Genomic DNA, 18,357 nt, shown 5'->3' with positions numbered 1-18,357 from the left:
AATTTGCAAATTCAAAAAAATTCAAAAAAACTCTTGCATAAATAAAAAAGTTATAGTATAATGACAATTGCTGTGGCATGATAGCTAAGAAGCGTGAGGTTGCTGTCTTGAATATGACAGGTTTTCCGTGGAGCGAATGTCAAGTTAGGAAACTGGCGACAAGTCACTGTACAAACGGATATTTTCTGCCTAGGGCAGAGCGTGTGAAGGAAATCGGAATGAATTATTCGCGATACACACGGATGAGTGTACAGTCACCACTTGTCGTACTGATATTAAGTGCGAAAAGGAGGCGGCTTTTTTTATGGCAAGTCAAGTAATGAGAATTACATTGAAGGCATACGATCATCAATTAATCGATCAATCAGCCGGAAAAATTATCGAAACTGTAAAAAAGACAGGATCTAAGGTGAGCGGACCAGTACCTCTTCCAACAAAGAAGGAAGTTGTAACAATCTTAAGAGCGGTTCACAAATATAAAGATTCCAGAGAACAATTTGAACAGAGAACACATAAGAGATTAATCGACATTATGTCCCCATCTCAAAAAACTGTGGATGCATTATCAAGATTAGAAATGCCAGCAGGTGTAAATATTGATATTAAAATGAAAAACAAATAATTCTTAATTTTCGAAACTAAAGTTAGGAAACAATCCTTAGGGTTTATATATAGAGTCCAAGCAACGAAGAGCATATTTAATTGCTGTGGATACCAAGCACTCGGTTATATGACCGTCTAGGATGAGCGTTAGGACTTAGAGATTGCTTACAATGGCAAGGAATTAATCAGGTCGACAACGCTCCGCTGTAGATTAAACAGGAGGTGCGCAATATGCAAAAAGCTATTTTAGCTACTAAAGTCGGAATGACTCAAATCTTCAATGAAGACGGAGTATTAACTCCAGTAACTGTATTACAGGCTGGTCCTTGTGTAGTAACACAGGTTAAGACAAAAGAAAATGATGGATACAGCGCAGTACAGGTTGGTTTTGGTGACATCAGAGAAAAATTAGTGAATAAGCCAAAAAAAGGACACTTCGCTAAAGCAGGTGTTGACAATAAGAGATATCTTAAAGAATTTAGATTTGACAATGCTGAAGATTACCAGGTAGGACAGGAAATCAAAGTGGATATCTTCGCAGCAGGAGATAAGATTGATGCAACTGCTAAGTCAAAAGGTAAAGGATTCCAGGGTGCTATTAAGCGTCACGGACAGTCCAGAGGACCTATGACTCACGGTTCTAAGTTCCACAGACATGCAGGATCTAACGGTGCAGCATCTGACCCAAGTAAAGTATTTAAGGGCAAAAAGATGCCAGGTCAAATGGGTGCAGTAAAAGTTACAATCCAAAATCTTGAAATTGTTAGAGTTGATGCTGAAAACAATGTTATCTTAGTAAAAGGTGCAGTTCCAGGACCTAAGAAATCCATGGTAATGTTAAAAGAATCAGTAAAGGCAAACTAAGCTTTAAGGAAGGAGGAACACACAGATGGCAAACGTATCTGTTTATAATATGGAAGGCAAAGAAGTTGGTTCTATGGAACTTAACGATAAAGTATTTGCTGCTCCTATAAATGAACATTTAGTTCACATGGCTGTAGTATTACAGCTTGCAAATAAACGCCAGGGAACACAAAGCGCTAAGACACGTTCAGAAGTTAGCGGTGGCGGAAGAAAACCTTGGAGACAAAAAGGAACAGGTCATGCAAGACAAGGTTCAACAAGATCTCCTCAATGGGCAGGCGGTGGAGTTGTATTCGCTCCAAAGCCAAGAGATTACTCTTTCAAAATGAACAAAAAAGAAAAAGCAGCAGCTATTCGTTCTGCTTTATCTTCAAGAGTAAATGAAAACAAATTCGTTGTACTTGATGAATTAAACTTTGATGAAATCAAGACAAAGAAAATGGTATCTGTATTAAACAACTTAAATGTAAACAAAGCATTAGTTGTAACAGCAGATAAGAATGAGAACGTAGTACTTTCTGCAAGAAACATTCCAACAGTAAGAGCTGCATTCACAAATACAATCAATGTATATGATATCTTAAAATATGATACAGTCGTTATCACTAAGGACGCAGTAGCAAAACTTGAGGAGGTGTACGCATAATGGCAGATTTAAAATATTATGATGTAATCCTTAAACCAGTTATTACAGAAAAAAGTATGAACGCTATGAGCGAAAAGAAATATACTTTCTATGTTCATACAGAAGCTACTAAAAATCAGATTAAAGAAGCTGTTGAAAAATTATTCGACGGTGCAAAAGTAAAAAGCGTTAACACAATGAACCTTGATGGTAAAAAACGCAGACGTGGAGCAGTAGTTGGAAGAACTGCTAAATCCAAAAAAGCAATCGTTCAGTTAACAGAAGATAGTGCAGATATCGAAATCTTCGAAGGACTATAAGAAATAGATATATGAGAATTTGAGTGAAGTTTGCTTGCAAACTTCCAACGCGACGCAACGCGACGCAATGTATACACAGAAGCAGTGTGATAAGAAACTTACTTATTGAAAGGAGAATTGGCATGGGAATTAAAAAGTTTAACCCATATACACCTTCCAGAAGACATATGACCAGTTCTGATTTTTCTGAAATCACAACAAGTACTCCAGAAAAATCTTTACTTGTTTCCTTAAACAAAAATTCTGGTCGTAATAATCAAGGAAAGATTACAGTAAGACACCGTGGTGGTGGTTCAAGAAAGAAATATAGAGTTATTGATTTTAAAAGAAATAAAGATGGTATTCCAGCAACAGTTAAAACAATCGAATACGATCCAAATAGATCTGCTAATATCGCATTAATCTGCTACGCAGACGGTGAGAAAGCATATATCATTGCTCCTAACGGATTAAAAGTTGGACAAAAAGTAATGAATGGTGCAGAAGCAGAAATCAGAGTAGGTAACTGCTTACCACTTTCTGAAATTCCAGTAGGTACTCAGGTACACAATATTGAATTATATCCAGGAAGAGGCGCACAGTTAGTTCGTTCCGCTGGTAACAGCGCACAGTTAATGGCAAAAGAAGGAAAGTATGCAACACTTAGACTTCCATCTGGCGAAATGAGAATGGTTCCAATTATCTGTAGAGCAACAATTGGACAGGTTGGAAACATTGATCACGAGTTAATCAACATTGGTAAAGCAGGACGTAAACGTCACATGGGTATCCGCCCAACAGTTCGTGGTTCTGTAATGAACCCTAATGACCATCCACACGGTGGTGGTGAAGGTAAGACAGGTATTGGTCGTCCAGGTCCATGTACACCTTGGGGTAAACCAGCACTTGGCTTAAAGACAAGAAAGAAAAACAAACAGTCAAACAAGATGATCGTAAGAAGAAGAGACGGAAAAGCTTTATCCAAATAATCGTTTCGTTATTAAGGAGGTATATACATGGCACGTTCATTAAAGAAGGGACCATTCGCTGATGCACATTTACTTAAAAAAGTAGATGCAATGAATCAGGCAGGCGATAAACAAGTTATCAAAACTTGGTCACGTCGTTCCACTATCTTCCCTACATTTGTAGGTCATACTTTTGCTGTACATGATGGTAGAAGACATGTACCTGTATATGTAACAGAAGATATGGTTGGACACAAACTTGGTGAGTTCGTAGCAACAAGAACTTACAGAGGACATGGTAAAGACGAGAAAAAGGGTAGAAAATAATCATTGATACCCATAGAACAGATAGATATTTGAAAGGAGGCTTCATCCATGGCTAAAGGACATAGATCTCAAATAAAAAGAGAAAGAAATGCGAACCAGAGAGAAACAAGACCATCTGCTAAGTTATCTTACGCAAGAGTTTCTGTTCAGAAAGCTTGTTTCGTATTGGACGCCATCAGAGGCAAGGATGTACAGACAGCACTTGGTATTTTAGCATATAATCCAAGATATGCTTCATCATTAATAGAAAAATTGTTAAAATCAGCAATTGCAAATGCTGAAAACAATAACGGAATGAACCCAGAAAATCTTTATATTGCAGAGTGTTATGCAAATAAAGGACCAACAATGAAGAGAATTAGACCAAGAGCACAAGGTAGAGCTTATAGAATCGAAAAAAGAATGAGTCACATTACAATTGTGCTTGATGAAAGATAAGGAGGGCAAACATGGGACAGAAAGTTAATCCTCATGGCTTAAGAGTCGGAGTTATTAATGATTGGGACTCCAGATGGTATGCAGATGCTGATTTCGCTGATTATTTAGTTGAAGACTACAACATCAGAACATTCTTGAAAAAGAAATTATACAGCGCTGGAATCGCTAAAATTGAGATCGAAAGATCTGCCGATAGAGTAAAAATTATTATTTTCACAGCTAAACCTGGTGTAGTAATTGGTAAAGGTGGCTCTGAAATTGAAAAATTAAAAGTTGAATTAAAGAAATATACAGATAAGAAAATCTTAGTAGATATCAAAGAAGTAAAAAGACCAGACAGCAATGCTCAGTTAGTAGCAGAAAATATTGCTACACAGCTTGAGAACCGTATCTCTTTCAGAAGAGCTATGAAATCTTGTATGTCCAGAACAATGAAATCTGGAGCACTTGGTATCAAAGCTGCAGTATCCGGACGTCTTGGTGGTGCTGATATGGCTCGTACAGAGTTCTATAGTGATGGTACTATTCCACTTCAGACATTACGTGCAAACATTGATTATGGTTTTGCAGAAGCAGATACAACTTATGGTAAAATTGGTGTAAAAGTTTGGATCTACCAAGGTGAAGTACTTCCAACAAAAGGAACAAAAAAGGAAGGGAGCGATAAATAATGTTAATGCCAAAAAGAGTAAAACGTCGTAAACAATTCCGTGGTTCCATGAAAGGAAAAGCACTTAGAGGAAATAAGATTACGAACGGTGAATATGGTATCGTGGCTTTAGAGCCAGCATGGATTAAATCTAACCAGATCGAAGCTGCCCGTATTGCTATGACTCGTCATATCAAACGTGGTGGTAAAGTTTGGATTAAAATATTCCCAGATAAACCTGTAACAACAAAACCAGCTGAAACTCGTATGGGTTCCGGTAAAGGAACACTTGAATACTGGGTAGCAGTTGTTAAGCCAGGACGCGTTATGTTTGAAATCTCTGGTGTAGCAGAAGAAACAGCTAGAGAAGCGTTACGTCTTGCAACTCATAAATTACCAGTAAAATGTAAAGTAGTTTCTCGCGCAGACTTAGAAGGAGGTGCGGGCAGTGAAAACTAAGACATATTTAGAAGAATTAAGAACAAAATCAATTGCTGAACTAAATGAAGATTTAGTAGCTGCTAAGAAGGAACTTTTCAATTTAAGATTCCAAAACGCAACAAATCAATTAGATAATACAAGCAGAATCAAAGAAGTAAGAAAGAATATCGCAAGAATTCAGACAGTTATTTCTGCTCAAAGCAAATAGATCTTGATTGATAGAAAGGAGAATTTGTTGTGGAAAGAAATTTAAGAAAAACACGTACTGGTAAAGTAGTAAGTGATAAAATGGATAAAACAATCGTTGTTGCAGTTGTTGATAACGTAAAGCATCCTCTTTACAACAAAATCGTTAAAAGAACTTATAAGTTAAAAGCTCATGACGAGAACAATGAATGCAAGATCGGTGATAGAGTAAAAGTTATGGAAACAAGACCTTTATCTAAAGATAAGAGATGGAGACTTGTAGAGATTATCGAAAAAGCAAAATAAGTCATTTTGCTTCAGCAGATTCATTTCCCTTTGTAAGATGATTGTAATGAAAAGAATCTGACAGGACTTTGAAAGGAGAAATTAAGCTATGATCCAACAGGAATCAAGACTTAGAGTTGCTGATAATACAGGAGCAAAAGAATTACTTTGCATTCGTGTATTAGGCGGTTCAACTAGAAGATATGCGGCTATCGGAGACGTAATTGTTGCTACGGTCAAAGATGCAACACCTGGTGGTGTTGTTAAAAAAGGTGATGTAGTTAAAGCGGTAGTTGTTCGTACAGTAAATGGAACACGTCGTAAAGATGGTTCTTACATCAGATTTGATGAAAATGCAGCTGTTATCATTAAAGATGACAAAAATCCAAAAGGAACTCGTATTTTTGGACCAGTTGCAAGAGAGTTAAGAGAAAAACAATTCATGAAAATCGTTTCATTAGCACCAGAAGTATTATAAGGAGGTGTCGTAAAGTGGCAACTAGCAAGATTAAGAAAGGTGATACTGTAAAAGTAATCACTGGAAAAGATAAAGGAAAAGAAGGAAAAGTTCTTTCCGTAAAAAATGGCAAAGTTGTAGTGGAAGGCGTTAACACAGTAACAAAACACACAAAACCAAGCCAGGCTAACCCACAAGGTGGAATCATTCACCAAGAGGCAGCTATTGATATTTCAAACGTTATGTATGTAAATAAAGGTAAAGTTACAAGAGTTGGTTTCAAGCTTGACGGAGATAAGAAAGTTCGTTACGCAAAAGCAACTGGCGAAGTAATCGACTAATTGAAGAGAGGAGGACGTAGACTTTGGCTCGTTTAAAAGATAAATACAGCAATGAAATCGTTGCTAACATGGAAAAAAAGTTCGGATATAAAAACGTAATGCAAGTTCCAAAACTTGAAAAAATCGTAATTAACATGGGCGTTGGTGAAGCAAAAGACAACGCGAAGCTTTTAGAAGCAGCTGTAAAAGACCTTGAAACAATCGCTGGTCAGAAAGCAGTTCTTACTAGAGCAAAAAAATCTGTAGCTAACTTCAAAATCAGAGAAGGTATGGCAATCGGATGTAAAGTAACATTGAGAGGCGAAAGAATGTATGAATTCGCTGATCGTCTTATCAACTTAGCATTGCCTCGTGTACGTGACTTTAGAGGTGTTAACCCTAACGCATTTGACGGTAGAGGAAACTATGCTTTAGGAATTAAAGAGCAGTTAATCTTCCCAGAAATCGAATATGATAAGGTTGATAAAGTAAGAGGTATGGATATCATTTTCGTAACAACAGCGAACACAGATGAAGAAGCTCGTGAATTATTGACACAATTTGGTATGCCATTTAAAAAATAGTTAGGAGGTAAATTTCATGGCTAAAAAGTCTATGAAGGTAAAACAACAACGCCCTGCAAAGTTCTCTACAAGAGAGTACAATCGTTGTAGAATCTGTGGACGTCCACATGCTTATTTAAGAAAATACGGAATTTGCAGAATTTGCTTCCGTGAATTAGCTTACAAGGGACAAATCCCAGGTGTTAAGAAAGCAAGCTGGTAATTAGATAGATTCGCATATCATTTAAATAAGGAGGAACAACCAAATGACAATGAGCGATCCAATTGCAGATATGCTTACAAGAATTCGTAATGCAAATACTGCAAAACACGATACAGTAGATGTACCTGCTTCTAAAATGAAGATAGCTATCGCTGATATCCTTTTAAAAGAAGGTTACATTAAAGATTATTCCATTGAAGAAGTTGGCGGATTTAAGTCAATTCATATCACATTGAAATATGGTAAAGATAAAAACGTTAAAATTATTACAGGTCTTAAGAGAATTTCCAAACCGGGTCTTCGTGTATACGCAAACGCTGAAGAACTTCCAAAGGTACTTGGTGGCTTAGGTATCGCTATTATTTCTACAAACAAAGGTGTTATCACTGACAAAGAAGCTAGAAAAGCTAACGTTGGTGGAGAAGTATTAGCATTCATCTGGTAATAAAAAAGCATATTGGTCATTTAGATAGATGCAAAAATGTCAGACGAAGTCAGACAAAAGGTAACAATGAAGCGTAAGAGTTAATCTTATTAAAAGCTTAACTCTTCACTATATTAATACAGGAGGTGCGGGCATGTCACGTATAGGAAGAATGCCTATCGCGGTACCAGCAGGAGTAACTGTTGATATTGCAGAAAATAATAAAGTGACTGTAAAAGGTCCAAAAGGTACACTTGAAAGAGTATTACCTGCAGAGATGCAAATCAAATTAGAAGGATCTGAAATTACTGTTTCTAGACCAAATGATTTAAAGAAAATGAAATCATTACATGGTTTAACAAGAACATTAATTAATAACATGATTATCGGTGTAACAGATGGTTACGAAAAAGTTCTTGAAATCAACGGTGTTGGTTACAGAGCTGCAAAACAAGGTAAGACATTAACATTATCTTTAGGATATTCTCACCCAGTTGTAATGGAAGATCCAGAAGGTCTTGAAATTACAGTTGATGGACAGAATAAGATTATTGTTAGAGGTATTGATAAAGAAAAAGTTGGCCAATACGCTGCTGAAATCAGAGAGAAGAGAGCTCCAGAACCATATAAGGGTAAAGGTATCAAATATGCTGATGAAGTTATCAGACGTAAAGTTGGTAAGACTGGTAAAAAATAATTGAAGGAGTGAAAAAACGATGGTTAAAAAAGAATCAAGAAGTAAAATTCGTGAAAATAAGCATAGAAGAATTCGTAATCGTTTTGCAGGAACTGCAGAAAGACCACGTTTAGCTGTGTTTAGAAGTAATAATCATATGTACGCTCAAATTATTGACGACACAGTTGGTAATACTTTAGTATCAGCTTCTACTCTTCAAAAAGATGTAAAGGCAGAATTAGAAAAAACAAATAATGTTGATGCAGCAGCCAAATTAGGCGAAGTAATTGCAAAAAAAGCATTAGATAAAGGTATTACAAACGTTGTCTTTGATAGAGGCGGATTCATATATCAAGGAAAAATTAAAGCATTAGCAGATGCAGCCAGAGAAGCTGGTTTACAATTCTAGGTAAGGAGGAAATTTATACATGAAACGTGAGATAATTGATGCTAGTCAATTAGAATTAGAAGATAAAGTAGTATCAATCAAACGTGTTACTAAAGTAGTAAAAGGTGGTCGTAACTTCCGTTTTACTGCATTAGTAGTTGTTGGTGACAAGAACGGACACGTTGGTGCTGGTTTAGGAAAAGCAGCAGAAATTCCAGAAGCAATCCGTAAAGGAAAAGAAGACGCAATTAAAAAGTTAATTACCTTACCTTTAGATGAAAATGGTAGTGTACCACATGACTATGTTGGAAAATTCGGCAGTGCTTCTGTAATGCTGAAACGTTCCCCAGAAGGTACTGGAATTATCGCTGGTGGTCCAGCTCGTTCTGTACTTGAGCTTGCAGGATTCAAAAACATTCGTACAAAGTCTTTAGGCTCTAATAATAAACAAAACGTTGTACTTGCTACAATTCAAGGTTTAAGCCAATTAAAGACTCCAGAAGAAGTTGCTAAGCTTCGTGGTATTTCAGTAGAAGAAATGTTAGGTTAATAACTTTTAAGCTGTAGCACAATATCAGGAGGTGTAATCAAGTGGCTGGTAAATTAAAAATTACTTTAGTAAAGTCAACAATCGGTGCAATTCCAAAGCACAGAAAAACAGTTGAAGCTTTAGGTCTTAAAAAATTAAATAAGACAGTTGAAATGCCAGACAACGATGCTGTAAGAGGTATGGTTTGGCAGGTAAGACATTTAGTAAAAGTCGAAGAAATCTAATTAATAGATTATAAGTTTTTATAGGTTATCAATATATTTTTTATGAATGATTGATAAAGAAACTATTGTAGATTAATTGATGCACGGTAATCCTTATCCATTTTGGATAAGGAAGTTCTGTGGATTCAGGAAATATTATAAGGAGGTGCGCAGGATGAACTTATCAGAATTAAGACCTGCTGACGGCTCAAAGCACAATGATAATTTTAGAAGAGGCCGTGGACATGGTTCAGGAAATGGTAAAACTGCTGGTAAAGGTCATAAAGGACAAAAAGCACGTTCAGGTGCTCCAAGACCAGGTTTCGAAGGTGGTCAGATGCCATTATACAGAAGATTGCCAAAGAGAGGTTTCACATGTAGAAACAGCAAACAAATCGTTGGTATTAATGTAGATATGCTCAATCGTTTTGATGATGGTGCAGAAGTAACTGTAGCAACATTAGTTGGAGCAGGAATCGTTAAAAACCCAAGAGATGGTGTTAAAATTCTTGGAAATGGAGAATTAACTAAGAAGCTTACAGTTAAAGTTAACGCTTATAGCGAGGGTGCAAAGCAGAAAATTGAAGCTCTTGGTGGAAATGCTGAGGTGATCTAGGGGATGATAAAGACACTCCGTGATGCTCTAAAAATAAAAGATATTAGAACTAAGTTACTATATACTTTTATGGCATTAATAATTGTCAGAATCGGATGTCAGCTTCCTGTTCCGGGGGTAGACAGAAATTACTTTGCAAGCTGGTTTGAACAACAAACCGCACTTAACTTTTTTGATGCGATGACAGGTGGCTCCTTTACACAAATGTCTATATTTGCATTAAATATTACTCCATACATTACAGCTTCCATTATTATTCAGCTTTTAACAATTGCAATTCCTAAGTTAGAGGAAATGCAAAAAGAAGGTGAAGATGGAAGAAAGAAGATTGCAGAATATACTCGTTACTTAACAATCGGTTTAGCTTTAATCGAAAGTATTGCAATGTCAGTTGGTTTTGGTAATCAGGGATTACTTGAAGGTGGAATCACTTTCACTAATGTAACGGTAATCGTTGTGTCTATGACAGCCGGTAGTGCATTCTTAATGTGGTTAGGCGAACGTATTACCGAAAAAGGCGTTGGTAATGGTATTTCTATCATCTTATTAATTAACATCGTATCCAGAATACCAAATGATTTAACTTCTCTTTACAATCAGTTCATCGCAAGTGCAACTGTAGTAAACAAAATCATTGCAGCTGTTGTTATTTTAGCAGTAATTCTTGGTATGGTAGTATTTATTATTGTATTACAGGATGGAGAGAGAAGAATTCCAGTACAATACGCTAAGAAAGTTCAAGGAAGGAAAATGGTAGGAGGACAATCCTCTAATATCCCATTAAAAGTAAATACTGCAGGTGTTATTCCTGTAATTTTTGCTAGTTCCCTTATGTCTTTCCCAATCGTAATTGCACAGTTTATGGGAGTAAGCCCGGCTTCAGGAGCAGGTGCTTCTCTTGGACAAAAGATTTTAAAGATATTCAACCAGAGTTCATGGTGCAATTTCTCAAATATTCATGAATTTAAGTATACTTTAGGTCTTGTTGCATACATTGTATTGGTAATTTTCTTTGCATATTTCTATACTTCAGTTACATTTAATCCAATTGAAGTATCAAATAACATGAAGAAACAGGGTGGTTTTATTCCAGGTATTCGTCCTGGTAAACCAACTACAGATTACCTTACAAAAGTTCTTAACAATATAATTTTTATTGGTGCTGTAGGCCTTACAATTGTAGCAGTCGTTCCAATTTTCTTCTCCGGCGCTTTTGATGCAAGTGTATCTTTCAGTGGTACATCTTTAATCATTATCGTTGGTGTTGTTCTTGAAACAATGAAGAAAATTGAATCTATGATGTTAGTTCGTCACTACAAAGGTTTCTTAAATGATTAAGAATCGATAATAGAGTAATATCATATGGGGGACGACGAAGCTTCTTCGTGGTCCCCATAAGTGTAAAAAAGAGGAGAAGCAAGATGAAGATAATTATGTTAGGTGCACCGGGTGCGGGTAAAGGAACACAGGCAAAGATGATTTCAGAGAAATATGGAATACCTCATATTTCAACAGGCGATATTTTTAGAGCAAATATAAAAAATGAGACGGAACTTGGAAAAAAAGCAAAAAAATATATGGATCAAGGTTTATTAGTTCCAGATGAGCTGGTTGTAGATTTGGTTGTAGACCGTCTGACAGAAGAGGATACAAAAGAGGGTTATATCCTGGATGGTTTCCCAAGAACAATTCCACAGGCGGAAGCACTTACAAATGCTTTGAAGGAACGCAATGAAGACATTGATTTTGCAATAAATGTGGAAGTACCGGATGAAGTAATTGTAGAACGTATGTCAGGACGTCGAGCATGCTTAAATTGCGGTGGTACTTACCATGTTGTATTTAATCCAACAAAGGTAGAAGGAATCTGTGATTCCTGTGGTGGTCAGCTTGTATTAAGAGATGATGACAAGCCGGAAACTGTAAAAAAACGGTTAGATGTATATCATGAGCAGACACAGCCTTTAATTGATTATTATACAAAACAAGACAAAGTTGTAGTTGTAGATGGTACATTGGAAATGGCACAAGTATTTGATGCCATAATTAGAATCTTAGGGTGATAAATATGTCTGTGACAATAAAATCGAACAGAGAAATCGAATTAATGCGTGAGGCAGGGAAGATTCTATCTACTGTTCACGATGAACTTGAGAAGGCCATTCGACCTGGTATATCAACAAAAGATATTGACAGATTAGGCGAAGAAATTATAAGAAGTTATGACTGCATTCCTTCTTTCTTAAATTATAATGGATATCCGGCTTCTATCTGTGTATCTGTAAATGATGAAGTAGTACATGGAATTCCAAGTAAGAAAAGAATTCTTAAAGAAGGTGACATTGTAAGTCTTGATGCAGGTGTAATCTATAAAGGTTATCATTCTGATGCTGCCAGAACACATGCAGTAGGAGAGATAAGCAGTGAAGCACAAAGACTGATTGATGTTACAAGACAAAGTTTTTTTGAGGGAATTAAATACGCCAAAGCCGGCTGCCATCTTTACGATATATCAAAAGCGGTACAAAAATACGTAGAAGAAAACGGATTTTCTGTTGTGCGGGATTTAGTCGGACATGGAATTGGTAGTCAGTTACATGAAGAACCTCAGATACCTAACTTTAAGCAAATCGGACGTGGTCTTCGTTTACAGCCGGGAATGACTTTAGCAATTGAACCAATGGTAAATGCAGGTGCTTATGATGTATGGTGGTTAGAAGATGATTGGACTGTGGTAACACAGGATAACTCTCTATCTGCCCATTATGAGAATACTGTTTTAATAACAGAAGGTGAGCCTGAGATATTATCTTTGGTGAAATAGAAATAATCAGTAATCGTGAGATATGATAGGAGGTTAGAATCGAAATGTCAAAAGCAGATGTAGTTGAAATCGAAGGAACTGTTGTTGAAAAATTGCCAAACGCAATGTTTCGTGTGGAATTGGAGAATGGACATATAGTATTGGCTCACATCAGTGGTAAATTAAGAATGAACTTTATTCGTATTTTACCAGGAGATAAGGTTACATTAGAACTTTCTCCTTATGATCTTACAAAAGGTAGAATTATTTGGAGAGATAAATAAGAATAGAGATTTAGAATGGCTCTTGCTGGAATGGCAGGGGCTTTTTTTTGCTTTATAGGAAACTTTTCCATCATATTTACTTGGTTCTGTGTAGTTACAAATCAGAATGAATCAAAACAGAGGTGTGATGTTAGGATGTGCGGATTAAGATTGGAGAATTTCGATGGTATCAACGGATGATAGTTTAAGATTACTGGGGATTATCCATCATTGTCTAAGTTGTCTGTATTCATGAGACCCCTGCGAATTGTCAGTAACCTGTCTGTGAATGTCATAATTCATCTTGAAGTAAAACTTAATTGTGAAAGAATCTTGTAAAATGGCTAGATTTCTAAAGGAAAAAGGGATCCTGAAATATCTTTGATAGCAAAATCAAAAGAATCCGATACCGTTTTTCTGGCAAAAATCTGTATTTGATTTACCACCTTTTGAAGCAATATTAGAGTCGAAATTACCGCTTTTCAAACGGAAATTTTATATAATTCTACCGCTCATAATAAAAAATATACTTTCATTTTAGAATACTCATCTCGGCTTATATTCTGTGGTCTTTCATGGGGCAGAATATAAACGGAAATTGATATTTGTGCTAACTATTCAATCTACCTTTTTCACATACTCATATATCTTCTGCTCCTCAGAGGTCAAATAAACCTTCAAGGAGACAGAACAATATGAGAAAAAAGGATATTAAAATTCAAATCAACGAAATTCTTTGGGAGATGGCTCTGAAAAAGATAGAAAATGAATTTGGAAAGAAATATTGTAAAACAGACTGCATATTGATTATTATGTTACTGGCTCTGTATAAAAAGAAGAACAAATTACGCAAGGCAGAAAATTTGTATCTGGCACTCCAACATCCAGACCAGTTTGTTCCATCTGCATATAAATCCATGACAATTGCTGTTTATGACGGACTACTGGATATGTTACAGGAACAACATTCTTCGAATACACACAGTCAAATAATTGAATATGCTATTGCCGAAGCACACCACCGAAATCAGATAGCACTTTCAATAGAGAAGATGCCGAACATATCATGAAAATGAAACTGGCATGTTATTTCATGGATAAAGGGCATTACTTTCAAAAAGTTCTCCTAAAAGAGGATACGGAACTTATAATCAGTAATCGACAATATGATACCAAGACACAATTCTGCTGGATAATATTTGAGCAAGTAATCGTATAATTTTCAACACTGTTTTCTCTAATTGCTAATAGACTAAAAACTGTATCACCTACATATCATTCATTTCATGGACAGATAGGTGATACAGTTATTTTAAAGGAGTTATGTTCAACATAAATTATTGTATAGCTACAATTAACACCAAAGCATTATTTGTTCATGGATGATATAATTTAATCAATTTGAACCTCACTACACTCAAATGTCAATATAGAAACGACTTCATCTTCTAATACTATTTTTACAGTACTTTCTTCACATGTAACATCAACAATTGAATCATAATCAATCTCATCTTCTCTTTTTTCTGAATCCCAATTATAATTTGTTGAATTCAAAAATTTTAAAATAACTTCCTTTAATTCGGGGTCACCATCTTGATATTCATTTTGCTTCCACATGCATAAATCAATATTCAGTATCACTGTTCCATTTGCATAAACCAACTCATTTACACAGCTATCATTAAAATTTATTTTCTTTACTAATTCTGTTACTAACATATTATTCTTCTCCTTTAATTACGATATGAGATGCCTTTGACCCTTTTCCGACAGGTTTTCCATCTATATCCAAATAATAATCAACTTTTTTGTTTGTATAATTTGGATTCATTACATGATAATGGTCTACTGCTTCAAATCCATTTGCACCATCAACCCCTTTATCAAATCTTATTTTTAAACCTGACTTTGGGTCATAAAATTCTCTTGAGTTTGTGTTTGCTGCCATTTTAGGATTTGTAATGTCTTCCCATCCATCTTCAATTAATTGCTGTGGAGATTTTGATTGTATATTTTTTATTACAGAGCCACTACCACTCTTATGCTTTTTTGCTACCTTCTTACTATTTTTTACTTTCGAACCACGAACACCCTTTAGTCCCTTTTCCAAGGAAGTTGCTTTCTTTGTTCCTTTTGTTGCTTTTTTTACCTTTGGGGCATTTCTTACAACATGATACCCCTTTTCCGTTGCCTTTTTCAAGACCTTTTCACTATTTTTTAGCCGGTTGCTACCTTTTCCAATTGCTTGGATGGTTCCTTTATATTTGAGGAGTTTTTTTCCGTCTTTTCCTATTTTGTAAATATGTACGACGTCTTTCTCTGTTTTTGAAACTTTTGCAACATACTTTGTACCTTTCGCCAGTTTTGCACCTTTGGAAAGTTTTATGGCATATTTTCCAGCTTTTGCAGTTTCTCCTACAAATGGGAGCGAACCTAATGCGGATATGGTTGCATCCAGTTTCTTTCCTCTTACATAATAAATTCCGGCATTTACTAAATCTGCTCCATCAAACACTATACCGGCGAAGTCTAAAGCAGTTTGGACGTTATCTATGACATGACCGTTTTTTGTTGCTTTTTTTGCATTTGCTTTTGACTGCGAGGAGTGAGTTGAATGGACTGTCGGTTTTTTTGCAATAGTATGATGCTTGCCAGGTTTTGCGGAGTGTGCTTTTTTTTGCGAGTTTTTAACTTTTACTTTTATCGCATGTGGATGTGAATGGTTTTTGGAAGTGTTATTTTTTTTATGAGTCTTGGATTTTTTTGTTTTTGTTTTTTGTTTTACTTTCCTGCTCATAAACCAATTTGTTACTTTGGATTTTGTATCATGATAAGCATGATTTACCTTGTTCTTTAGTGTGTGTAGTCCACTCTTTATATTGCTACAGAATTTTCCTATAAATCCATCGTTTTTTTGTTCTGAACTTTTCGTATTCTTTGTCTTTTTCTTTCCTTTATGCTTACTAGAAGAGGAACGTTTTGCTTTAGAAGGCTGTGATAGTTTTGTTAGGTTTGGCTTATGATACTCCAAAGGGTGTATTAATCCGGAATATGTTAAAGATGGTTTCCTAATAGTTTGATTTCTGGACTTATTAGAACTTCCTGTGCCACGATAATGAATCGTAGCGTTTATTTTTCCAAAATCAATGTGGTGTTTTTTATCATAATTTTGCTTTGTTTCGAGTTTCTTATTGGTTTCTTTTTTTGTTTTTTCTGCTAGTTCTGCCTTTTTTCTCTTTTGCTTTTCCTGTTCTTGGAGTTGCTTTTCCTTTTCTAAAGAAGCGTAGTAGCCTGTTGTGTGTGATTTACGTTTTGTTGCCTGATTTAAGGAAGCGATTAAAGTCTTTGCGAAAGACAAGGTTCGCTTTGCCTCTTGCTTATTTATAATTTCTGTTATCGTCTGTTTTTCAGGGATAAGAGAAGAAAGAGGATTAAGTGCTTTTTTCTTTTCTGAACGAATATGATTAAAAAGGTTATTTTTATTCCAAGAACTTAAGGAATTTGTTTGCTTATTCTTTTCAATAGGAAGCTGGGAGATAGAAGCGTGCTTGTTTTTAACATTTGTTTTTGAAATAACTTGTTTGATGGTTGCTTTTGTTGTTAGGACACTTTTATTTACCTTCTCTTTTTTTGGTGTCCACTGTACTTCCTCTTTTTTTGAATTAAAAAATACTTTCTTTTTCTCCTGTTTTTTTGAGACAGGAGTTTTATTACCCGTGTTTGTCTTTAATACTACAACATCTTTGCTTGAAATAATAATATTTTTGGAAGGTTCATTTTTTTTTGATGAAGTATTGTTGGAGAGATTTGGTTTGGTCATGCCAGGGTTTATCGGATGGAAATTGACTGGGCTGGAATTTAATTGGTTCGGGGGCTCCTTTTGTATTGGATTATTAATTGGAATAAAGCTGTCATAAGAGTTTAAATTTTCCGAAGTAAAACCTGTATAATTTCCATTTGCAGGAGCTTCAGCATGAGTTTTATACCATTCCTTTATGGCCTTTATGTAAAAATCACATTGAGCAATTGGTATTGTAGGAAATGGAAGACCTGTTTCTATTTTTTGATTTGAAGTGGGTACAGGTTTATGTGGCTTTTTGGGTTTTGCTGATTGTTTAGAGTTTAAACTAATGAAATTTTTCGCTATATTTTTTTCTTTCGATTTTACATCCTTTTTTGAAGAGTCTGTGGAGTTTTTTTTAACTTCATTAGAACTAATTTTCTTATCCGTTTTTTTTGAGGACGAAGTTGAAGTATTTGATTTAGTTGTCGTTTTAGTTACTGGTTTAGTGGCAGGCTTAGTTACCGTTTTAGCTGCTGGTCTAGTTGTTGCTTTTGATGAAGTGCTAGTGCTGTTTTTACTTGAAGAGCTTGAGGTTTTCGAAGGAGAGGATTTAGCAGTATTTCTGCTTGGTGTTGCTGCATGATAGCTTGAATGCGAATGGCTTTTGCCAGAGATTTTGTTACTCATAGTATTTTTTTACCTTTCTACGCTTTTTTGTTTTGTAAAAATAAATTCCAATCGATTTAAATAAAACTTTGGATTGGTGTGATTTCAATTTCTTTTTTTATAGAAAAAGTATCTTCCAATATATGTTCCCCATTTATAAATAACCGAATAAACCAGGTACCTTCATAAGAAACATTTGCTTTTATCTCCTGCATATCAACCCAAAACCATAAAAATACATTTTCCTGTTCCTCAGGTTGAAATAGTATATTTTCGCTGTATTCATATAATTTTCCGTTTGGCGAATAGAAGGCAGCAGTAATATTGTGTATTCCTGTGATTTGAGTAAATTGGACCCTTACGACAATTTGCTTGTCTTTTATGTCTTGAAATAGTTTGTTAGGTGTTTGATTTGGTAATTGGGAAAGCAAAGTCTGTTAATTGCATGCAGTCATTTCGGCAATACAAAGGAAACGGTTGATATTGCAACGCTTGTTTTTTGTTTTCCATTTATGTTGGAATTGTCGGAAATGGTTGTAACTTTTAGGTTTGAATGGTATCTTATTGTAGTAAATTAAAATAATAGGAAAAGGAGTAGGAAAATGATTAAAAAAGAAAAAATACAGATGGAAGAAATATCATAATAAGTTCAGATTTTGTTAGAAAAAGGAATTTTAGTTGAAGTTTTAGGAGGGCGATTTATACTAGCTTCAATGTTAAAACTGACGATATA

Annotated in this window: 30 protein-coding genes; 28 read left to right on the top strand and 2 right to left on the bottom strand. The window is 35.4% G+C overall.

Going from position 1 to position 18,357, the window contains the following annotated elements:
- The first annotated feature begins 304 nt into the window (after positions 1 to 304).
- The 26 genes from rpsJ (at position 305) to FYJ58_RS09410 (ending at position 14,241) form a co-directional block, all read left to right on the top strand.
- Positions 305 to 622 carry a 30S ribosomal protein S10 gene (gene rpsJ, locus FYJ58_RS09535; RefSeq protein WP_154519502.1) on the top strand — a complete coding sequence of 106 codons (318 nt, stop codon included), beginning with the start codon at positions 305 to 307 and terminating at the stop codon, positions 620 to 622.
- 212 nt (positions 623 to 834) lie between these two features.
- Positions 835 to 1,467: a 50S ribosomal protein L3 gene (gene rplC / locus FYJ58_RS09530; RefSeq protein WP_154519501.1), complete on the top strand. Its 633-nt coding sequence runs from the start codon at positions 835 to 837 to the stop codon at positions 1,465 to 1,467.
- A gap of 25 nt (positions 1,468 to 1,492) precedes the next feature.
- Positions 1,493 to 2,113 (top strand): 50S ribosomal protein L4, encoded by a 621-nt coding sequence (rplD, locus tag FYJ58_RS09525; protein ID WP_154519500.1) that lies wholly within the window; start codon positions 1,493 to 1,495, stop codon positions 2,111 to 2,113.
- Entirely contained in the window at positions 2,113 to 2,412 is a 300-nt protein-coding gene (gene rplW / locus FYJ58_RS09520) for a 50S ribosomal protein L23 (protein WP_154519499.1), read from the top strand. The genes rplD and rplW overlap by 1 nt, the downstream gene beginning before the upstream one ends.
- Before the next feature lie 122 nt (positions 2,413 to 2,534).
- Positions 2,535 to 3,380 (top strand): 50S ribosomal protein L2, encoded by an 846-nt coding sequence (rplB, locus tag FYJ58_RS09515; RefSeq protein WP_154519498.1) that lies wholly within the window; start codon positions 2,535 to 2,537, stop codon positions 3,378 to 3,380.
- A 27-nt stretch (positions 3,381 to 3,407) separates the two neighbouring features.
- Positions 3,408 to 3,686 carry a 30S ribosomal protein S19 gene (rpsS, locus tag FYJ58_RS09510; RefSeq protein ID WP_154519497.1) on the top strand — a complete coding sequence of 93 codons (279 nt, stop codon included), beginning with the start codon at positions 3,408 to 3,410 and terminating at the stop codon, positions 3,684 to 3,686.
- A 48-nt stretch (positions 3,687 to 3,734) separates the two neighbouring features.
- Complete coding sequence (gene rplV, locus FYJ58_RS09505) at positions 3,735 to 4,124, top strand: 50S ribosomal protein L22 (protein WP_154519496.1); 390 nt, start codon at positions 3,735 to 3,737, stop codon at positions 4,122 to 4,124.
- An 11-nt stretch (positions 4,125 to 4,135) separates the two neighbouring features.
- The gene (rpsC, locus tag FYJ58_RS09500; RefSeq protein ID WP_154519495.1) at positions 4,136 to 4,795 is read left to right on the top strand and encodes a 30S ribosomal protein S3; all 660 of its coding nucleotides are present in this window, start codon (positions 4,136 to 4,138) and stop codon (positions 4,793 to 4,795) included.
- Positions 4,795 to 5,232, top strand: coding sequence for a 50S ribosomal protein L16 (gene rplP / locus FYJ58_RS09495; RefSeq protein ID WP_154519494.1), 438 nt, complete (start codon positions 4,795 to 4,797; stop codon positions 5,230 to 5,232). The genes rpsC and rplP overlap by 1 nt, the downstream gene beginning before the upstream one ends.
- A complete protein-coding gene (gene rpmC / locus FYJ58_RS09490; protein WP_328597832.1) occupies positions 5,222 to 5,422 on the top strand; it encodes a 50S ribosomal protein L29 in 201 nt (66 codons plus the stop codon). Before rplP ends, rpmC begins: the two co-directional genes overlap by 11 nt.
- A gap of 29 nt (positions 5,423 to 5,451) precedes the next feature.
- Positions 5,452 to 5,706: a 30S ribosomal protein S17 gene (rpsQ, locus tag FYJ58_RS09485; RefSeq protein WP_331464183.1), complete on the top strand. Its 255-nt coding sequence runs from the start codon at positions 5,452 to 5,454 to the stop codon at positions 5,704 to 5,706.
- A gap of 88 nt (positions 5,707 to 5,794) precedes the next feature.
- The gene (rplN, locus tag FYJ58_RS09480; RefSeq protein ID WP_154519493.1) at positions 5,795 to 6,163 is read left to right on the top strand and encodes a 50S ribosomal protein L14; all 369 of its coding nucleotides are present in this window, start codon (positions 5,795 to 5,797) and stop codon (positions 6,161 to 6,163) included.
- A 14-nt stretch (positions 6,164 to 6,177) separates the two neighbouring features.
- A complete protein-coding gene (rplX, locus tag FYJ58_RS09475; protein WP_328597831.1) occupies positions 6,178 to 6,483 on the top strand; it encodes a 50S ribosomal protein L24 in 306 nt (101 codons plus the stop codon).
- A 23-nt stretch (positions 6,484 to 6,506) separates the two neighbouring features.
- Positions 6,507 to 7,046 (top strand): 50S ribosomal protein L5, encoded by a 540-nt coding sequence (gene rplE, locus FYJ58_RS09470; protein ID WP_154519492.1) that lies wholly within the window; start codon positions 6,507 to 6,509, stop codon positions 7,044 to 7,046.
- A 16-nt stretch (positions 7,047 to 7,062) separates the two neighbouring features.
- Positions 7,063 to 7,248: a type Z 30S ribosomal protein S14 gene (locus tag FYJ58_RS09465; protein ID WP_154519491.1), complete on the top strand. Its 186-nt coding sequence runs from the start codon at positions 7,063 to 7,065 to the stop codon at positions 7,246 to 7,248.
- Positions 7,249 to 7,291: 43 nt separating this feature from the next.
- Entirely contained in the window at positions 7,292 to 7,693 is a 402-nt protein-coding gene (gene rpsH / locus FYJ58_RS09460) for a 30S ribosomal protein S8 (protein ID WP_154519490.1), read from the top strand.
- A 133-nt stretch (positions 7,694 to 7,826) separates the two neighbouring features.
- Positions 7,827 to 8,369, top strand: coding sequence for a 50S ribosomal protein L6 (rplF, locus tag FYJ58_RS09455; protein ID WP_154519489.1), 543 nt, complete (start codon positions 7,827 to 7,829; stop codon positions 8,367 to 8,369).
- 19 nt (positions 8,370 to 8,388) lie between these two features.
- Positions 8,389 to 8,757: a 50S ribosomal protein L18 gene (gene rplR, locus FYJ58_RS09450; protein WP_154519488.1), complete on the top strand. Its 369-nt coding sequence runs from the start codon at positions 8,389 to 8,391 to the stop codon at positions 8,755 to 8,757.
- 19 nt (positions 8,758 to 8,776) lie between these two features.
- Positions 8,777 to 9,286, top strand: a complete 510-nt coding sequence (rpsE, locus tag FYJ58_RS09445; protein WP_154519487.1) for a 30S ribosomal protein S5 — start codon at positions 8,777 to 8,779, stop codon at positions 9,284 to 9,286.
- 41 nt (positions 9,287 to 9,327) lie between these two features.
- Positions 9,328 to 9,510, top strand: a complete 183-nt coding sequence (gene rpmD, locus FYJ58_RS09440) for a 50S ribosomal protein L30 (RefSeq protein ID WP_328597830.1) — start codon at positions 9,328 to 9,330, stop codon at positions 9,508 to 9,510.
- A gap of 154 nt (positions 9,511 to 9,664) precedes the next feature.
- A complete protein-coding gene (rplO, locus tag FYJ58_RS09435) occupies positions 9,665 to 10,105 on the top strand; it encodes a 50S ribosomal protein L15 (protein ID WP_154519486.1) in 441 nt (146 codons plus the stop codon).
- Positions 10,106 to 10,108: 3 nt separating this feature from the next.
- On the top strand, positions 10,109 to 11,443 hold the full coding sequence (secY, locus tag FYJ58_RS09430; protein ID WP_154519485.1) for a preprotein translocase subunit SecY: 1,335 nt from the start codon (positions 10,109 to 10,111) through the stop codon (positions 11,441 to 11,443).
- Between the two features lie 83 nt (positions 11,444 to 11,526).
- Positions 11,527 to 12,168, top strand: coding sequence for an adenylate kinase (locus FYJ58_RS09425; protein WP_154519484.1), 642 nt, complete (start codon positions 11,527 to 11,529; stop codon positions 12,166 to 12,168).
- Between the two features lie 5 nt (positions 12,169 to 12,173).
- Positions 12,174 to 12,929 carry a type I methionyl aminopeptidase gene (map, locus tag FYJ58_RS09420; protein ID WP_154519483.1) on the top strand — a complete coding sequence of 252 codons (756 nt, stop codon included), beginning with the start codon at positions 12,174 to 12,176 and terminating at the stop codon, positions 12,927 to 12,929.
- A gap of 44 nt (positions 12,930 to 12,973) precedes the next feature.
- Complete coding sequence (infA, locus tag FYJ58_RS09415; protein ID WP_058352145.1) at positions 12,974 to 13,192, top strand: translation initiation factor IF-1; 219 nt, start codon at positions 12,974 to 12,976, stop codon at positions 13,190 to 13,192.
- Between the two features lie 674 nt (positions 13,193 to 13,866).
- Positions 13,867 to 14,241 carry a hypothetical protein gene (locus FYJ58_RS09410; RefSeq protein WP_154519482.1) on the top strand — a complete coding sequence of 125 codons (375 nt, stop codon included), beginning with the start codon at positions 13,867 to 13,869 and terminating at the stop codon, positions 14,239 to 14,241.
- Between the two features lie 322 nt (positions 14,242 to 14,563).
- On the opposite strand, the gene FYJ58_RS09405 is transcribed toward FYJ58_RS09410, so the two are convergent.
- Together FYJ58_RS09405 and FYJ58_RS09400 are read right to left on the bottom strand one after the other, a co-directional pair.
- Positions 14,564 to 14,893, bottom strand: coding sequence for a hypothetical protein (locus FYJ58_RS09405; RefSeq protein WP_154519481.1), 330 nt, complete (start codon positions 14,891 to 14,893; stop codon positions 14,564 to 14,566).
- 1 nt (position 14,894) lies between these two features.
- Complete coding sequence (locus FYJ58_RS09400) at positions 14,895 to 16,994, bottom strand: hypothetical protein (RefSeq protein ID WP_154519480.1); 2,100 nt, start codon at positions 16,992 to 16,994, stop codon at positions 14,895 to 14,897.
- A 277-nt stretch (positions 16,995 to 17,271) separates the two neighbouring features.
- On the opposite strand from FYJ58_RS09400, the gene FYJ58_RS09395 reads away from it, so the two are divergent.
- Both FYJ58_RS09395 and FYJ58_RS09390 read left to right on the top strand, forming a co-directional pair.
- Positions 17,272 to 17,601, top strand: a complete 330-nt coding sequence (locus FYJ58_RS09395; protein ID WP_154519479.1) for a hypothetical protein — start codon at positions 17,272 to 17,274, stop codon at positions 17,599 to 17,601.
- Positions 17,602 to 18,043: 442 nt separating this feature from the next.
- Positions 18,044 to 18,202, top strand: a complete 159-nt coding sequence (locus FYJ58_RS09390; protein WP_154519478.1) for a hypothetical protein — start codon at positions 18,044 to 18,046, stop codon at positions 18,200 to 18,202.
- The last annotated feature ends 155 nt before the right edge of the window (positions 18,203 to 18,357 follow it).

The sequence above is a fragment of the Velocimicrobium porci genome (assembly GCF_009696045.1).
GTDB classification, from domain to species: Bacteria; Bacillota; Clostridia; order Lachnospirales; family Lachnospiraceae; genus Velocimicrobium; species Velocimicrobium porci.
The sequence above is the reverse complement of the archived record's forward strand: the minus strand, read 5'-3'. Positions and strand labels throughout refer to the sequence as shown.

Coding starts and splice junctions, on each gene's coding strand:
- rpsJ (WP_154519502.1), top strand. CDS start 305: ATGGCAAGTCAAGTAATGAGAATTACATTGAAGGCATACGATCATCAA.
- rplC (WP_154519501.1), top strand. CDS start 835: ATGCAAAAAGCTATTTTAGCTACTAAAGTCGGAATGACTCAAATCTTC.
- rplD (WP_154519500.1), top strand. CDS start 1,493: ATGGCAAACGTATCTGTTTATAATATGGAAGGCAAAGAAGTTGGTTCT.
- rplW (WP_154519499.1), top strand. CDS start 2,113: ATGGCAGATTTAAAATATTATGATGTAATCCTTAAACCAGTTATTACA.
- rplB (WP_154519498.1), top strand. CDS start 2,535: ATGGGAATTAAAAAGTTTAACCCATATACACCTTCCAGAAGACATATG.
- rpsS (WP_154519497.1), top strand. CDS start 3,408: ATGGCACGTTCATTAAAGAAGGGACCATTCGCTGATGCACATTTACTT.
- rplV (WP_154519496.1), top strand. CDS start 3,735: ATGGCTAAAGGACATAGATCTCAAATAAAAAGAGAAAGAAATGCGAAC.
- rpsC (WP_154519495.1), top strand. CDS start 4,136: ATGGGACAGAAAGTTAATCCTCATGGCTTAAGAGTCGGAGTTATTAAT.
- rplP (WP_154519494.1), top strand. CDS start 4,795: ATGTTAATGCCAAAAAGAGTAAAACGTCGTAAACAATTCCGTGGTTCC.
- rplN (WP_154519493.1), top strand. CDS start 5,795: ATGATCCAACAGGAATCAAGACTTAGAGTTGCTGATAATACAGGAGCA.
- FYJ58_RS09465 (WP_154519491.1), top strand. CDS start 7,063: ATGGCTAAAAAGTCTATGAAGGTAAAACAACAACGCCCTGCAAAGTTC.
- rpsH (WP_154519490.1), top strand. CDS start 7,292: ATGACAATGAGCGATCCAATTGCAGATATGCTTACAAGAATTCGTAAT.
- rplF (WP_154519489.1), top strand. CDS start 7,827: ATGTCACGTATAGGAAGAATGCCTATCGCGGTACCAGCAGGAGTAACT.
- rplR (WP_154519488.1), top strand. CDS start 8,389: ATGGTTAAAAAAGAATCAAGAAGTAAAATTCGTGAAAATAAGCATAGA.
- rpsE (WP_154519487.1), top strand. CDS start 8,777: ATGAAACGTGAGATAATTGATGCTAGTCAATTAGAATTAGAAGATAAA.
- rplO (WP_154519486.1), top strand. CDS start 9,665: ATGAACTTATCAGAATTAAGACCTGCTGACGGCTCAAAGCACAATGAT.
- secY (WP_154519485.1), top strand. CDS start 10,109: ATGATAAAGACACTCCGTGATGCTCTAAAAATAAAAGATATTAGAACT.
- FYJ58_RS09425 (WP_154519484.1), top strand. CDS start 11,527: ATGAAGATAATTATGTTAGGTGCACCGGGTGCGGGTAAAGGAACACAG.
- map (WP_154519483.1), top strand. CDS start 12,174: ATGTCTGTGACAATAAAATCGAACAGAGAAATCGAATTAATGCGTGAG.
- infA (WP_058352145.1), top strand. CDS start 12,974: ATGTCAAAAGCAGATGTAGTTGAAATCGAAGGAACTGTTGTTGAAAAA.
- FYJ58_RS09410 (WP_154519482.1), top strand. CDS start 13,867: ATGAGAAAAAAGGATATTAAAATTCAAATCAACGAAATTCTTTGGGAG.
- FYJ58_RS09405 (WP_154519481.1), bottom strand. CDS start 14,893: ATGTTAGTAACAGAATTAGTAAAGAAAATAAATTTTAATGATAGCTGT.
- FYJ58_RS09400 (WP_154519480.1), bottom strand. CDS start 16,994: ATGACCAAACCAAATCTCTCCAACAATACTTCATCAAAAAAAAATGAA.